Below are 14,248 nucleotides of genomic sequence, written 5' to 3' on the forward strand. Positions count from 1 at the left end.
GCGATCCTAACGGGGGCGCCGACGCGCGCTCAGGCGGCCGCGGCGGGCGCGGGCGCGGTACCGGACTCGTGTGTCGCGGAGCCCTGCGCCGGGACGGCGGGGCGGCCGGGCGCGGGCGGGGCCAGGAGGGTGGCGAGGGCCGGCGGGACCGCCTTCACCATGCGCTCGGTGTGCGCCCACACCGCGGCCCGGCCGCGGACGGGGGAGTGGCCCGTGCGCTGGGCGAGTACGGCCCCGAGGACCAGGTAACGGGTGCCGTGGACCTCGGTGTTCACGGCCCACAGCACGTTCCCGCCCGCCGGGGTGGTCGTACCGGTCTTCAGACCGACCACGCCGTGGCGGCCGAGCAGGCGGTTGGTGGTGAACCCGGGCTCGCCGGTGGACAGGACCACCTCGGAGGTGCCGACGATGGCGCTGATGACCCGGTCCGTCATCACCGCGTGCGCCAGCTTCAGCAGGTCCGACGCGGTACTGCGGTTGCCCAGGTCCATCCCGCACGAGCCGGTGTAGGTGGTGCTGGTCATGCCGAGGTCGGCGGCCGTACGGTTCATCAGCGCGACGAAGGCGGCCTCGGACCCCGCGGACCAGCGGGCGAGCAGCCGCGCCACGTTGTTGCCCGAGGGCACGAGCAGGAACTCCAGCATCCGCCGCAGCGGGAAACTCTGCCCCTCCTCCAGCGGCACCACCGACTCGATCGCCGACGACGACTCGCGGGCCGCGTCCGCGTCGACGCGGACCAGCGGGCCCTGCTCCAGCGGCCGCAGCGGATGCTGCCGGAGCACCACGAGCGCGGTCATGACCTTGGTGATGCTGGCGATGGGCACCGGCGTCCGGTCCCCCGAGGAGCCCAGGCCGCCGAGCCCGACGACCTCGACGCAGGCCTGCCCCTCGTGCGGCCAGGGCAGCACGTCCGGCGAACCGAGGCGGTGGGCCCGGGCGACGGCGGCGTCCGCGTAACGGCCCGCGGCGACCAGGCCGCGCTGAGGGAAGGTGGCGATCTTGCTCAGTCGGGCGCGGTTCGGCATGGCGTTCTCCAAGGGCTGCGGAGGGGAGTCGGGACCGGCCCGCCGACGGCGTTCGGGCCCCTGCATCCAGTCTCGGAGGCGAGAAGCGCCCGGGGGTCAGCCCGGGGGACGAAACCGGGGCTCCGACCAACGGCAGAGGGCCTGGGCCGAGGGGGAGAGACGGGGCACCGCCGCCTTCGGCGAGCACGTCGACGTACCTCTCCGGTCACCAGTCGCCGTACCCCTCCGGTCACCAGCCGATCGGGAACGTGCGAATCCGATCGGAAACGCATGAATCGCAGAAGAAAGCGCAGGTACCCATGCGAGCGCACCACATCACCCACGGGAATCGCACCGCCCATACGCTCCACACCGGCCCCGGGAATGGCCGGCCGCCCCCGGCGCCCCGCTCGGACCAATCCGGGCCCCCGGCCGCTCCGAATCACGTCACACGAGGAAGGCCGCGGCCAGGCGGCGGACCAGGAGGGCCATGACGACGAGGCACGAACCCGCACCCCCCGCGCCCGGCGCGCTCACCGTCCACCGCCGGGGAGCGCCCACCCCGCGCGCCGCCGTCCTCTTCCTCCACGGCGGCCGGGCGGACAGCCACGCACCCTCACGCCCCTGGCACCTCGCGGCCCTGCGCATGCGGCCCTTCGTCCGGGCCGCCGCCCGCACGACCGCCGACGACGTGCTCCTCGCGACGGTCCGCTACCGCCTCAGGGGGTGGAACGGCGGCGACGCCGACGCCCTGCGCGACACCCGCCGCGCGCTGGAAGAGCTCTCCCGCCGCTTCGGACCCGTGCCCACCGTCCTGGTGGGCCACTCGATGGGAGGACGGGCCGCCCTGCGCGCCGCCGACGCACCCCAGGTCGCCGGCGTCGTCGCCCTCGCGCCCTGGTGCCCCGACGGGGAACCCGTCGCGCAACTGCGCGGCAAGGGCGTCCTCGTCCTGCACGGCGACCGGGACCGCATCACCGACCCCACGGCCTCGGCCGACCTCGTACGCCGCGCCCGCACCGCCGGCGCACGGGCCCGGACGGTGCGGGTGCCCGGCGGCGACCACGCGATGCTGCGCGACGCCGCCCACTGGCACACGACGGCGGCCGAGGCCGTCAGGGACTTCCTCGCCGAAGCCGGACCACCAGCCGGGGACCCGCCCCGCTGAAGGCGGTCCCTACGCGTACTCGCGGCCCCTACGCGTACTCGTCGACGACTTGTCTACTTGTCGTCGTTCCAGCGCGGGTCCTCGTTCCAGTCCTCGTTGCGCTTCTCCGCGGTCTCGATGGCCCGCTCGGCCTCCTCGCGCGTCGCGTACGGACCCATCCGGTCCGCCTGCGAGCTCTGGGTGCCCTGCTCGACGCTGCGCGTCTTCACGTTGTAGTACCACTGGCCCTCGTCGCTGGCGGTCATGTCCCGTCTCCCTGCTGTCTCGGCGACTGCTGCCCGACGATCATGGCAGTGCGCCCCGCGCCCTGCCACTACACCCTCACCGCGTACGGTGCGTCACAACGGACACGTTTCTCGCATGTTCGTGTGGTGAGGGTGTAGATGCGGAATCCAGGGGTAGACGCGGCGGCGTCAGCCGTTGTGCCACGCGCACGGCGGACGACGAAGGTCGAGTCCGGAACCGGGAGGGGTAACGACATGGCGCTCATCGGCGCGACGGCGGTCCACACGCGGGGCAGAACGCTGCCCGAGGTCGAGGATCCGTCCCAGGTGGCACCGAAGGACGCCCGTGAGCTGTCGAAGGTGTTCTTCGACCGCCTCGGACGGCTCGAAGAGGGCACGCCCGAGTACAGCTACGCCCGCAACACGCTCATCGAGATGAACATGTCCCTCGTCCGCTACGCCGCGGGACGCTTCCGCAGCCGCGGACCCGAGGAGATGGACGACATCGTCCAGGTCGGCATGATCGGCCTCATCAAGGCGATCGACCGGTTCGAGCTGACCCGCGAGGTCGAGTTCACCACCTTCGCCATCCCGTACATCGTCGGCGAGATCAAGCGCTTCTTCCGCGACACCACCTGGGCCGTGCACGTGCCGCGCCGCCTCCAGGAAGCCCGCGTCGAACTGGCCAAGGCCACCGAGGAGCTCCGCAGCCGCCTGGGCCGCACCCCCTCCGTCAAGGAGCTCTCCGAGCTGATGAGCCTGGCCGAGGACGAGGTCCGCGAGGCCCAGCTCGCCTCCAACGGCTACAACTCCCACTCGCTGGACGCCGCGATGAGCTCGGGCGACGACGGCGAGGCCGCCCTGCAGGACTTCATCGGCGTCGAGGACGAGGCACTCGGACTCGTCGAGGACTTCCACGCCCTCGCCCCGCTGATCGCCGAACTCGGCGAGCGCGAGCGCTGCCTGATCCACATGCGGTTCGTGGACGAGCTGACGCAGTCCCAGATCGGCGCCCACCTCGGCATCTCCCAGATGCAGGTCTCGCGGCTGCTCACCCGCACCCTGAACCGGCTCCGCGAGGGCATGCTCGTCACGCGGTGACCGGCGGCGCGGGCCCGGTCGTGACCGGTGACCGGCGGCGGGGGCCCGGCGGTCGTGACCGGTGACCGCGCGGACACGCGCGTCGTGCCGGCCGGCGGGCGGAAACCGCGGCCTGGCCGGCAGGTGGAGGTCCCGGCCTAGCCGACGGGCGGGAGCCCCTGCTCGGGCGGGGCCGTACGCAGGTGCAGGTGGGCCACCACCTGCTTGCCCGTCTCCAGTACGGTGGTCTGCAACTGCGTGCACAGCCGGTTGACCAGGTTCAGGCCGTGCCCGCCAATGCGCCGCGCGTCATGCGCCCGGGGCGCCAGCGGGGCCGGGGAGCTGTCCCGTACGACGATGCGCAGCAGCGCCGAGTCGGGGAGCACCTCCAGCTCGATCCCGCCCGGTCCCGGCGCGTGCCGGTGCGCGTTGGTGACCAGCTCGCTGACCACGAGCTGCGCGTCCTGGCTCACCCGGTGCTCGGGCAGGTGACCGGCCCGGGCGAGCAGCGCGCGTACCGCCTTGCGGGCCTCGGCGATCGGCGCGTGCTCCTCTTCCCAGGCGGTGGAGTACCGCAGGGGCGGGGTCGGCTCTTGTCCACCCGGGGCCTGGTTCCTGCGCGGGATGACCATGGGACCGTTCCTGTGAGTTGTTGCTCGTCTCGTGAACACGCGAGGCGCGATCACGCGGGTCTGCGCACTGGTATGGCGCCTACCCCCTGTCTCCACTCTCATGAAGCGTCGCCGTCAACTCACCTGTGAGGGTCCGGTGCCGGTTCGGGTGACCGTGAAGAGCTCGCGCGTGCCGCTGACGGTCAGCAGCCTGTCCACCGCCTCCGTCAGCGGCCCCACCAGGACGAGCGTCCGGCCGCCCTCCTCGTGGCGGCGCAGCCCGTCGAGCAGTGCGTTGAGGAGCATGCTGTCCGCGAAGGTGACGCGCGACAGGTCCACCTCGGTGGTGGGCAGCGCGGCGCGGTCGGCCGCGCCCCACGCGGCGTCGAACTCGGAACCGTCGTCGTAGTCCGTCTCACCGCTCACCGTGATCAAGAAGACCTTCTCGTGACGGGTGACGTGCACTTTCCTCTCGGGAGCCGCTCGCATGGCGACATCCTCACATCTTCAACCGCCCGCTGTCAGCCAGGGTGGCGAGGAAGCACCCCAGGAGCGCCGGATCCGGCGGGTCTTCAGTACACCGGCGGCTCTTCAGCACAGGGGTTCGCACCCTCTAGGATCACCGTCATGACCGACAACGGACCGCACAGGACGGCGCTCAGCGCCGCCGTGCCCGTCCCCTGTTGTCGCTGTCGTTGTCGCCGTCGGCACTGTCACCGCTGACGCCCCGCGCCGCCTCCGGCGCCCCCGCCATGCCCCCGTACCTCGTAACCCCCTGCCGAGGAGCCCCCGCGCATGCCTACCCGCCGTACCCTGCTCAAGGCCGCCGCAGTCGCCCCCGTCCTCTCCCAACTACCGCTCGCGCGGAAGGCGTTCGCCGACGCACCCACCGCTCCGGGCATCGTCAAGCCGCTGCCCGGCGAGTACTTCACCGTGCGCGGGACCAACGCCGAGGCGAACTTCGCCGCGCTCGCCGACACCGGACCGCTCACCCCGGCCGACCGCTTCTTCGTCCGCAACCACACCACCACGCCCCGCCTCGACGCTTCGGACTGGAAGCTCACCGTCTGGGGCGACGGGCTGCACCGCCGCTCACCGGTGACGTTCACGTACGGCCAGCTGCGCAGCCTGCCCTCGGTCACGCGGACCGCCGTCCTGGAGTGCGCGGGCAACGGCCGCAGCCTGTTCACGGCGCAACAGGGCGAGACCGTCACCGGCACCTCCTGGACGTACGGCGCGATCGGCGCGGCACGCTGGCGCGGGGTACGGCTGCGAGACGTGCTGCACCGGGCGGGGATCGCCTCCGACGCCGTCGCGGTGATGCCGCGCGGACTCGACGACGAGTACGTCACCGGCGGCGTCAACCTCGGCCGGGTGCGCAGGCCCCTGCCTGCGGCGAAGGCCCTCGACGACGTCATCCTCGCGTACGAGATGAACGGCGAACCCCTCCCGTACGACCACGGCCACCCGGTCCGGGTGATCGCGCCCTCCTGGATCGGCATCGCGTCCGTGAAGTGGCTGGGCGACCTCCAGGTCTCCGCCAGCCCCCTCGCATCGCCGTGGACGACGGACTACTACCGGCTGTTCGGTGCGGCCTACCCGCCCGGCGGCAGCGAACCGCTGACCCGTCAGACGCTGAAGAGCGGATTCCACCTGCCGTACGGGGCGGTGCTGGACGCGGGGGCCACGCACCGGCTCACGGGCCGCGCCTGGTCCGCGTACGCCCCCGTGCACCGCGTCGACGTCAGCACCGACGGCGGAACGCGCTGGCGCCGCGCCGAACTGCTCGACGCGCCCCGACGCGGCGGCTGGGTCCGCTTCACCACCCCGTGGCATCCGCGTCGGACCGGCCCCGTGACGCTGCTGTCCCGCACGACGGATGCTTCGGGCCGGACACAGCCGGAGCGGACGGTTCACAACACGCAGGGGTACTTGTTTGACGCGGTGGTAAGGCATGCGGTGACCGTGGTCTGACGGATGACGGATGACGGATGACGGATGACGGATGACGGATGACGGATGACGGATGACGGATGACGGATGACGGATGACGGATGACGGATGACGGGCATCAGCTGTCAGACAACAGACGACAGACGACAGACGACAGACGACAGACGACAGACGACAGACGACAGCTGTCAGCTGACAGCTGACGGCCGCAGTCAGGTGAACTGGCCCCGGCCGTCAGGCCGGGCCACCGCAGCGAGTCCGGTGGCCCGGCTCCCTCTCACCCCACGAGCAGGACGATCTTCCCGCGTACGCCGCCCGACTCGCCGGCCCGTTGCGCCTCCGCGATGTCGCCGAGCGGGAAGGTCCGCCCGACCGGGAGGGCGAAGCGGCCCGCCTCGATCAGTGCGCCGATCTCGCCGAGCACGTGCACCGCGCGTCCGGAGTCGCCCCGGCTGAAGCGGACCCCGTGTCGCTGCGCCCCCGTGAAGTCGGCCACCGTCAGCACGTGTTGGGGGCCGCCCGCCAGATCGACCAGTTCCGGCAGCACACCGCTTCCGGCGACGTCGAGCGCCAGGTCGACGCCCTCGGGGCGCAGGGCGCGCACGCGCGCGGCCATGCCGTCCCCGTACGCGACGGGCTCGGCGCCCAGTGAGCGCAGGTAGTCGTGGTTGGCCGGGCTCGCCGTGCCGATCACCCGTGCCCCGCGCGCCACGGCGAACTGGACCGCCGAGCTGCCCACGCTGCCCGAGGCGCCGTTGACCAGCAGGGTGTGGCCCTCCGCGACACCGAGCTGGTCCAGGGCCCGCATCGCCGTCTCGGTGACGGCGGGCAGCGCGGCGGCGCCCGCGAAGTCCAGGGACGGCGGGACGGGTGCGTAGAAGGAGAGCACCGCCAGTTCCGCCTGGGCGGCGCCCTCGGTGTCGAAGCCGAACACCGGGTCCCCGACCGACACGTCCGTCACGCCCTCGCCGACCTCGTCGACGACGCCGGCCGCCTCGTAGCCCAGGGTCTGGGGGAGTTGCTCGTCCATCTGCCCGGCGCGCTTCTTCCAGTCGCTCGCGTTCACCCCGGCCGCGCGCACGGCGATCCGGACCTGTCCGGGGCCCGGGTGCGGGTCGGGCAGGTCGGCGACCTCCAGGACCTCGGGACCTCCGAACCGGCGGAAGAGGGCTGCCTTCATGCTTCGCTCCGATCTGCTCGCGGGTGCGGCGCCGGTACGGCGCGGTCGGCGGGGAGCGCCGCACGCTGCGCACACCGTACGGAACACCGCTACCGGCGGGGCGAAGCACACGCCATGGGGAGGGTGGCGAGCGTCAGCGGACGAGGCCGCTGACCAGGCTGCCGAGGCCGGCCGGGTCCTCGATGTGGGCCAGGTGGCCCTGACCGGGGAGTACGTGGATGCCGGCGCGGGCGGTGACGTGGCGGCGTACGTCGTCGAAGGAGGTTCCGTAGGGGGCTCGGCCCTGGTTGCGCTCGCCGACGACCAGGTCGACGCGGGAGGCCCGCAGGGCGAGTTCCCCGGGGAGGTCGACGGCGTTGAGGGCGGCCAGCTCGGCGTGGGCGGGCTTGCCGAGCTCCCGCAGGGCGGACCAGGTGGGCGCGTCGGCGCGCAGGGCCTCGACGTGGGCGGCGTCGAAGCCGGAGACCCGCTGGTTCACGAGGGCGACGACGCCGTCCCAGTCACCGGCGTCCGTGGCGGCTTTGAGCGCGGGGAGGACGTCGGCCGCGAACGGGCGCATCACCGGTTCGTAGGCGATGAGGTGAGGGACCGGGCGGTCGTTGGTGGCGAGCAGGGCTATCAGGCCGCCGTAGCTCCAGCCGAAGAGGGCGCTGGGGGAGGGGAGTTGGTCGAGCACGGTGTTGAGGTCCGCCACTTCGGCGTGCAGCGTGTAGGCGGCGGTCAACGGGCCGGAGGGGGTGCGTCCGCGCCGGTTGACGACCGACACGGAGGGCCAGGCGTCGAGGGCGGTCGCCACGTGCCGCCAGGTGTGGGCGTCGCTCATCGCGCCGGGGACGACGACGATCCCGGGGGCGTCGGGATCTCCGTACACGTCGATCGTGACCCATGAGTCGTCGGCGACGGGAATGGTCTTCTGGATCGTTCGCTCCATAAATCTATTATGGAGCGAACGCTCTACAATGCAAGGGTGACCCAGCCCACGCGTGGCCGTCCGCGTTCCTTCGACCGCGACCGAGCCCTCCTCGACGCCGCCCGCCTCTTCTGGCGCCGCGGCTACTCCGGCACGTCCACGCGCGACCTCACCTCGGCGCTCGGGCTGTCCACCTCCAGCCTGTACGCCGCCTTCGGGAGCAAGGCCGGACTCTTCGAGGAGGCGGTGCGGACCTACGCCGAGCGCTACCGCGAGATCTACCGGGAGGCCGTGAAGGAGCCGGACCTGCGGTCCGTGGTCGAGCGGATCCTCGTGGAATCGGTGCGCGAGTACACCCGGCCCGCCGACACGCATCCGGGCTGCCTGCTCAGCAGCGCGGCGATGACGGACAGCACCGGCACGCTCGACACCACCGCCTACTTCGAGGAACTGCACGGCTGGAACGAACGGGCTCTTCGCGCCCGAGTCCAGCAGGCCGATGCGGCGGGGGAGTTGACGGAGGGGACGGACGTCGACGCGCTGACGGGGGTCGTCCAGGCGGTCGTCCACGGACTGTCGGTGCAGTCGAACCTCGGCGCGGACCAAGGTGAGTTGATGGCCACGGCGCGACTCGCGCACGAAGTGATCGGGCAGCACATCACGCCGTGATGTGTCGTGATGTACGGGGTGGGCCTCCGAGACGCACGGAGCAGGCCCCCGACCCCGCCGGTGGGACCGGAGCGCGGTCAGGAGGACGCGGCGGCGCGGTCCGAGTCGCTGCGCAGGACGCAGAACTCATTGCCCTCCGGATCGGCCAGCACCGCCCATCCCGTGCCGTCCGGGTTGCGGTGGTCGCCGACGAGGGACGCACCGAGTCCCAGCAGCCGCTCCACCTCCTGGTCCCGCGAGGTCTCCGGGCGCAGGCACAGGTGGAGGCGGTTCTTGCTGGTCTTGGGCTCGGGCACCTGGTTGAAGTACAGCACCAACCCCTCCGCCAGCAGCACCTGCACCTCGGCGTCGCCGGGCCTGTCGTCCGGGTGCAGCGGCTGTCCGGTCACCTCGCTCCAGAACCGGGCCAGCCCATAGGCATCCGCACAGTCGACCGCCACGTTCTGCACCACTGAGACCATGGGCGCGAGCCTGCCGCATCGACGGGCCGCGCGCCACCTCACGGATCTTTTCGTGATCATGGTTACGGGCCGGAGCACCCGTCCGGCATGATGTCCCGGTGCCCACCGAGGAGTTCAGCCACAGCGTCACCGTGCCCGTTCCGCCGACGCGGGTCTTCGACCACCTCGCGGACCCGGAGAGCTACATCGGGCTCTCCCCGCTGATCGTCGCCGTACGCGACGTCGACGCCGCCGGCGAGGCCGTCCGGTACACCGCCGTCGAGCGCTTCCGGTTCGGGCCCCTGCGCTGGGACAACCCGATACGGGTCACCATGACGTTCCCCGCACCCGGCCGGCGGCTCCGGAGCGACGTCCACAGCCCCGGCCGGGTGCGGCTGGTCGCGGACGTCACCCTCACCCCCGAGGGCGAGGGGACGCACGTCAACGAGGCGGTGACCGTCAGCTACCCGAAGGGCCTGCGCCGCCTCGTCATCGGCCAGGCGACCAAGGTCCAGCACTACCGACTGGCGGAGCTGGAGCGGAGGATGGCCCGCGGGTAGGGCCGCCGACGGGTCTTTCCTGGAGCCGCGTTGCCTGCCCCCGGCCGCCCAAGAGGCCGGCCCTGCGCCTTCCTTTGGCACACTGTGCGGGCCCGGGTGAAGGAGGAACAGTATGTCGATGGTCGGCAACCTGCGGAAAGTGGCGAGGCTGGCGCGTCGCCGCCCCCGACGCGTCGACCTGAGCCACCCGGCGCGGTCGCCGCTCGGCTCGACCGTGGTCAACTGCGTCGTCTACCGCGACGGATGCCGTCAGCACGGCACCGGATCGGTCGAGGAGGCCGTGCGGTACGCGCGCAAACAGCGCGGCGGTTTCGTCTGGCTCGGGCTCCACGAGCCGACGCAGGACGAGTTCGCCGGTGTCGCCGAGCTGTTCGGCCTCCACCCGCTGGCCGTCGAGGACGCGGTCCAGGCCCACCAGCGGCCCAAGGTCGAGCAGTACGACGACGTGCTCTTCGCCGTCTTCAAGACCGTCGCCTACGTGGAGCACGACCGGCTCACCGCCACCAGCGAGGTCGTCAACACCGGGGAGATCATGGTCTTCACCGGACCGGACTTCGTTGTGACCGTGCGGCACGGGCGCCACGGCTCGCTCGGTCCGGTGCGCGAGGACCTGGAGGCCCTGCCGGAGCAACTCGCCAAGGGGCCTTCGGCCGTCCTGCACGCCATCGCCGACCATGTGGTCGACGACTACGTGGCCGTCGCGGACGCCGTGCAGGACGACATCGACGAAGTCGAGAGCGATGTCTTCGCCCCACGCAGCCCGCGCTATGCGGATGTGGGTCGCATCTATCAGCTCAAGCGGGAGCTCCTGGAACTGAAGAGGGCCGTGGTCCCGCTGGCCCGACCGCTCGCCCAGCTGGCCAGCGCGCCCAGGCGCGCGGTCCGCCCGGAGATACAGGCGTACTTCCGCGACGTCGTCGACCACCTCACCCGCGTCACGGAACAGGTCACCTCCTTCGACGCCCTGCTCGACTCGATCCTCCAGGCCCACCTCGCACAGGTCACCGTCGCGCAGAACGAGGACATGCGGAAGATCACCGCGTGGGCCGCCATCGTCGCCGTGCCCACGATGGTGTGCGGCGTCTACGGCATGAACTTCGACCACATGCCGGAACTGCGCTGGCGCTTCGGCTACCCGCTCGTCGTCGGCGTCATCGCGATCGCGTGCTTCGCCATCCACCGCGGGTTCAAGCGCAACGGGTGGTTGTGAGGCGGAGGGGACGAGCGCGCCGATCGGTTCGCGGTGAGCGGCACCCGAGGTTCCTGACCTGAACGGGCCCTCGGCGAGGGCTGGTTGGGCCCGGAGTGGGTCCGTGGGCCCTCCCGGTGGGCCCCGGGGCGCGCGATAGCGTGAAAGCGCTCTCGGGGGACGTGCGCGTAGAGGGGCGGTCGGCCGGCTGTGGTGTGTGGCCGTCACCGCCCCCGCTTTCTGTGACATGGGGCTGTGACACGGGGTTCTGGCCGATTCGCACGCAGATGGCGGAAGTTCGCAGAAGTAGGGTGAGGCGTTTGTCCGGGCTCGGTCTCCCAGCATCCACCGGTGGTGCCCAGCCATCCGGTGCCTTACCGTTACGCCCGCTCTCCGAGGGCGAGATGGCGCACGGCCTGCCGCAGTCCCTGCGGGCCGTGCGCATCCTGTTGTTCGCCCTGTTCGGCTTCACCGTCGTGGGCGCCTTGGGCGTGGTCGTCGGGGGGTTCGCCACCGGCGTGATGACGGCCGCCCTGGTCGGTGTGTGCCTGTACGCGGTCGCTCCCGGTGCCGCCGCCGGGTTCCTGGTGCGCCGACTGGCGGTGCGCAGGCCGTGGGTGTGGTTCGCCCTCCTCGCGGTGCAGCTGTGGCTGGCCGCGGGCAGCGTGCTGAACCTCTTCTCCGGATCCGTGCTCGGCCTGAGCCAGTTGCTCATCCCGGTGGTGAGCGGGGTGCTGCTCTGCCGGGCGGAGTGCCGCGAGTGGTTCGACGTACCACCGCTGTCCCTCCGGATGCTGCCCGAGCTCGCGCGGTTCCCGGGTGCGCGACTGCGCCGGCGGCTGCGGGAGCGGGGCCAGACGGCGGTGGAGTACCTCGGACTGATCGTCGTCGTGGTGCTGATCATCCTCGGGATCGTCTCGGCCGGCATGTCCGCCCGCATCAACCGGGGGCTCGACCAGGCGGTGTGCGACATCACCGGTACGTCGTGCGGTGGGGGCGTGGGCGGCGGGACCGGGGGCCGGTCCGGTGGCGGAAGCGGTGGCAGCGGGGGAAGCGGGAACAGCGGAGGGAGCGGGGAGAACAGCGGCGGTACCGGGGGAGCGAGCGGGGGCGCGGGGGCGGGCGGTGCCTCGGGTACCTCGGGGAATTCAGGGGGTTCGGGGAGCTCTGGGACCTCCGGCGGGAGTGGAAGTTCCGGGGACAACGGGAACTCGGGGAGTTCGGGTGCCTCGGGGACCTCGGGTGCTTCCGGGAACAGTGGTGGGGACCGGTCCGGTGGAGCGGGGGCGACCGGGGGAGATTCCAGTGGGGGTGCTCACGGGGGCGTTGACGGGGGTGCCGACGGTGGTACGGACTCGGGTGGGGCGGGGGCTGGTGGGAGCGGATCCGGGAGCGGGTCTGGTTCGGGAAGCGGGTCCGGGTCCGGTGGTTCGGGGTCTGGATCCGGATCGTCGGGGTCGGGGTCGGCGTCCGTATCCGGGTCCGGCTCCATTTCTGGTTCTGGTTCCGGGTCGGGCTCCGGGGGTTCCTCCGGCACGGACGGGGGCGACGACAGCAGTGGAGGGGCGGTAGTAGGAGGGTCGGGGAACGGCTCCGGCTCCGGGTCGGGATCGGGGTCCGGTGGGTCGAGCGGTTCGGGCTCGGCCTCGGGCTCCGGCGGTTCGCACGGCGGGAGCAACGGCAGCGGCGGGGCCTCGGGCGCGAGTGGATCCGTATCCGGGTCCGGGTCCGGCTCGGGTTCCGGCTCCGGGTCGGGCGGTTCGAGTGGCGGTTCTTCGTCCGGCGGTGCCAATGGGAGCGGGAGCGGCGGCGCGAGCGGTGGGAGCAACGGCAGCGGCGGAACCGGCGGAAGCGGCAGTTCGTCCGGTGGGAGCAGTGGCGGAGCATCCGGCTCATCGGGATCGGGGTCAGGTTCCGGCTCGGGATCGGGCTCTGGTTCGGGCTCCGGCTCCGGCTCCGGCGGTTCCGGTTCGAGTTCCGGCGGTTCCGGTTCCGGCGGTGCGAGTGGCAGCGGCAGTGGGTCGAGCGGCGGGAGCAGTGGCGGCTCCAGCGGGGGTTCGGGCGGTTCGAGCGGCGGCCTCATCGGCGGTCTGATCTCGGGCGGCGCCTCCGGTGGTTCGTCCGGCGGTTCGGGCTCCTCCGGCGGCTCGGGCTCCTCCGGCGGCTCGGGCTCCTCCGGTGGATCCAGCGGTGGCAGCTCCTCCAGCGGTGGCAACTCCTCCGGAGGCTCGAACGGCTCCACCTCCGGCGAGCCCACCCCTCAGCCCTCCGGTCAGGAGTCCCCCGACCCGGACGACAAGGACAAGGACAAGGACAAGGACGACACGAAGAAGGACTGCCATGCGGGCTCGGCGGTCTACGGCTCCGGGACGACCGTCCTCGCGTACGGCTCGCACGGCCTCGTCACGCTCGCGGCGCCCACCGGGGGCCAGGGTTCGGGAGGCGGGGACCAATCGCTGTCGGGACTGCAACAGGCGATGCAGGACCTGGCCAACGCGGCGATGTCGACGAGCGGGGTCGCCCTCTCCGGCATGGGCACGTACCAGGATGCGGAGAACGCGGCGATGGACACCTTCGGCGACTGCCCGGACCGCAGCGGTGACGACAACACCGACGAGATGGACCGCGAGCACGACGACACCGACAACGACATGGGCCACGACGACCACGGGGACAACACCGTCGGCCACGGGCCGCCGCCCAACCCCCACCCGGAAGTGGCGATCGACCCCGACGTCGACATCGAGTCGATCGAGGAGAGCATCGAGGGCAAGGGCCACGTGAAGTGGCGGGACACGCGCGAGCAGCTGTTCCGCAACGACGACCGCCCGCCCAACGTCGTCTTCAACGAGGGGTTCAAGCCTCCGAACGACTACAACACCGACCTGGACAGCTACGTCAACGAGAACGAGCCGTCCGTCTTCGTCGGCACCACGTCGAACGTCGACTTCGCGTCCAAGTGGGGCGGGAAGTACGTGTACGACATCGACGCCCCGGGCGGCATCGACGTCAACGAGAGCTTCTACGACAGTCCGTACGAACACGAGGGTGAGATCGCGTTCCCGGGCGGGATCAAACCCGAGTACATCAAGGGTGCGTGGGAAGTGAAGCCCGACGGCAGCCTCGGCAAGTACATCCCGAACAAGAACTACAAGGGCTAGAGAAGGGCTAGGGCGTGTCTGATGGCTCTTGTCCGGAGGGTGGATCTGCTGCTGTTCCGGGCAGGGGCCTGGCATGGTGCGTCGGCATGAACTGAGCAA

Annotated in this window: 14 protein-coding genes; 7 read left to right on the forward strand and 7 right to left on the reverse strand. The window is 71.8% G+C overall.

Translation table 11 applies throughout. The features are described from left to right. Positions 1 to 29: 29 nt before the first annotated feature. Positions 30 to 1,025 (reverse strand): D-alanyl-D-alanine carboxypeptidase family protein, encoded by a 996-nt coding sequence (locus ABT160_RS33255; protein ID WP_351651670.1) that lies wholly within the window; start codon positions 1,023 to 1,025, stop codon positions 30 to 32. Positions 1,026 to 1,494: 469 nt separating this feature from the next. Here ABT160_RS33255 and ABT160_RS33260 point away from each other — a divergent pair, with 469 nt between their 5' ends. Beyond that, positions 1,495 to 2,172 carry an alpha/beta hydrolase gene (locus ABT160_RS33260; RefSeq protein WP_351651671.1) on the forward strand — a complete coding sequence of 226 codons (678 nt, stop codon included), beginning with the start codon at positions 1,495 to 1,497 and terminating at the stop codon, positions 2,170 to 2,172. 53 nt (positions 2,173 to 2,225) lie between these two features. Here ABT160_RS33260 and ABT160_RS33265 read toward each other — a convergent pair whose 3' ends face one another. Beyond that, a complete protein-coding gene (locus ABT160_RS33265) occupies positions 2,226 to 2,417 on the reverse strand; it encodes a hypothetical protein (protein ID WP_351651672.1) in 192 nt (63 codons plus the stop codon). 234 nt (positions 2,418 to 2,651) lie between these two features. Between ABT160_RS33265 and ABT160_RS33270 the strand changes: the two genes are divergently transcribed. After that, positions 2,652 to 3,497 (forward strand): RNA polymerase sigma factor SigF, encoded by an 846-nt coding sequence (locus ABT160_RS33270; protein WP_351651673.1) that lies wholly within the window; start codon positions 2,652 to 2,654, stop codon positions 3,495 to 3,497. 137 nt (positions 3,498 to 3,634) lie between these two features. Here ABT160_RS33270 and ABT160_RS33275 read toward each other — a convergent pair whose 3' ends face one another. Both ABT160_RS33275 and ABT160_RS33280 read right to left on the reverse strand, forming a co-directional pair. Continuing rightward, positions 3,635 to 4,108: an ATP-binding protein gene (locus tag ABT160_RS33275; RefSeq protein ID WP_351651674.1), complete on the reverse strand. Its 474-nt coding sequence runs from the start codon at positions 4,106 to 4,108 to the stop codon at positions 3,635 to 3,637. A gap of 114 nt (positions 4,109 to 4,222) precedes the next feature. Beyond that, entirely contained in the window at positions 4,223 to 4,576 is a 354-nt protein-coding gene (locus tag ABT160_RS33280) for an STAS domain-containing protein (protein WP_351651675.1), read from the reverse strand. Positions 4,577 to 4,882: 306 nt separating this feature from the next. Here ABT160_RS33280 and ABT160_RS33285 point away from each other — a divergent pair, with 306 nt between their 5' ends. Beyond that, positions 4,883 to 6,061 (forward strand): sulfite oxidase, encoded by a 1,179-nt coding sequence (locus ABT160_RS33285; RefSeq protein WP_351651676.1) that lies wholly within the window; start codon positions 4,883 to 4,885, stop codon positions 6,059 to 6,061. A 256-nt stretch (positions 6,062 to 6,317) separates the two neighbouring features. On the opposite strand, the gene ABT160_RS33290 is transcribed toward ABT160_RS33285, so the two are convergent. Further along, a complete protein-coding gene (locus tag ABT160_RS33290; RefSeq protein WP_351651677.1) occupies positions 6,318 to 7,220 on the reverse strand; it encodes an NADP-dependent oxidoreductase in 903 nt (300 codons plus the stop codon). Between the two features lie 133 nt (positions 7,221 to 7,353). Beyond that, a complete protein-coding gene (locus ABT160_RS33295) occupies positions 7,354 to 8,151 on the reverse strand; it encodes an alpha/beta fold hydrolase (protein WP_351651678.1) in 798 nt (265 codons plus the stop codon). 36 nt (positions 8,152 to 8,187) lie between these two features. Between ABT160_RS33295 and ABT160_RS33300 the strand changes: the two genes are divergently transcribed. Next, entirely contained in the window at positions 8,188 to 8,799 is a 612-nt protein-coding gene (locus ABT160_RS33300) for a TetR/AcrR family transcriptional regulator (protein ID WP_351651679.1), read from the forward strand. Between the two features lie 77 nt (positions 8,800 to 8,876). Here the strand turns inward: ABT160_RS33300 and ABT160_RS33305 are convergent, their stop codons facing one another. Beyond that, entirely contained in the window at positions 8,877 to 9,260 is a 384-nt protein-coding gene (locus tag ABT160_RS33305; RefSeq protein ID WP_351651680.1) for a VOC family protein, read from the reverse strand. A 98-nt stretch (positions 9,261 to 9,358) separates the two neighbouring features. On the opposite strand from ABT160_RS33305, the gene ABT160_RS33310 reads away from it, so the two are divergent. From ABT160_RS33310 to ABT160_RS33320, 3 genes are all read left to right on the forward strand, one after another. Beyond that, positions 9,359 to 9,799 carry an SRPBCC family protein gene (locus tag ABT160_RS33310; RefSeq protein WP_351651681.1) on the forward strand — a complete coding sequence of 147 codons (441 nt, stop codon included), beginning with the start codon at positions 9,359 to 9,361 and terminating at the stop codon, positions 9,797 to 9,799. Positions 9,800 to 9,911: 112 nt separating this feature from the next. Continuing rightward, positions 9,912 to 11,009 (forward strand): magnesium and cobalt transport protein CorA, encoded by a 1,098-nt coding sequence (locus ABT160_RS33315; protein ID WP_351651682.1) that lies wholly within the window; start codon positions 9,912 to 9,914, stop codon positions 11,007 to 11,009. 2,456 nt (positions 11,010 to 13,465) lie between these two features. Beyond that, positions 13,466 to 14,149 carry a scabin-related ADP-ribosyltransferase gene (locus tag ABT160_RS33320; protein ID WP_351651683.1) on the forward strand — a complete coding sequence of 228 codons (684 nt, stop codon included), beginning with the start codon at positions 13,466 to 13,468 and terminating at the stop codon, positions 14,147 to 14,149. Positions 14,150 to 14,248: the final 99 nt, after the last annotated feature.

Origin of the sequence: Streptomyces sp. NPDC001941, from assembly GCF_040296945.1 — a bacterium.
Taxonomy (GTDB): Bacteria; Actinomycetota; Actinomycetes; order Streptomycetales; family Streptomycetaceae; genus Streptomyces.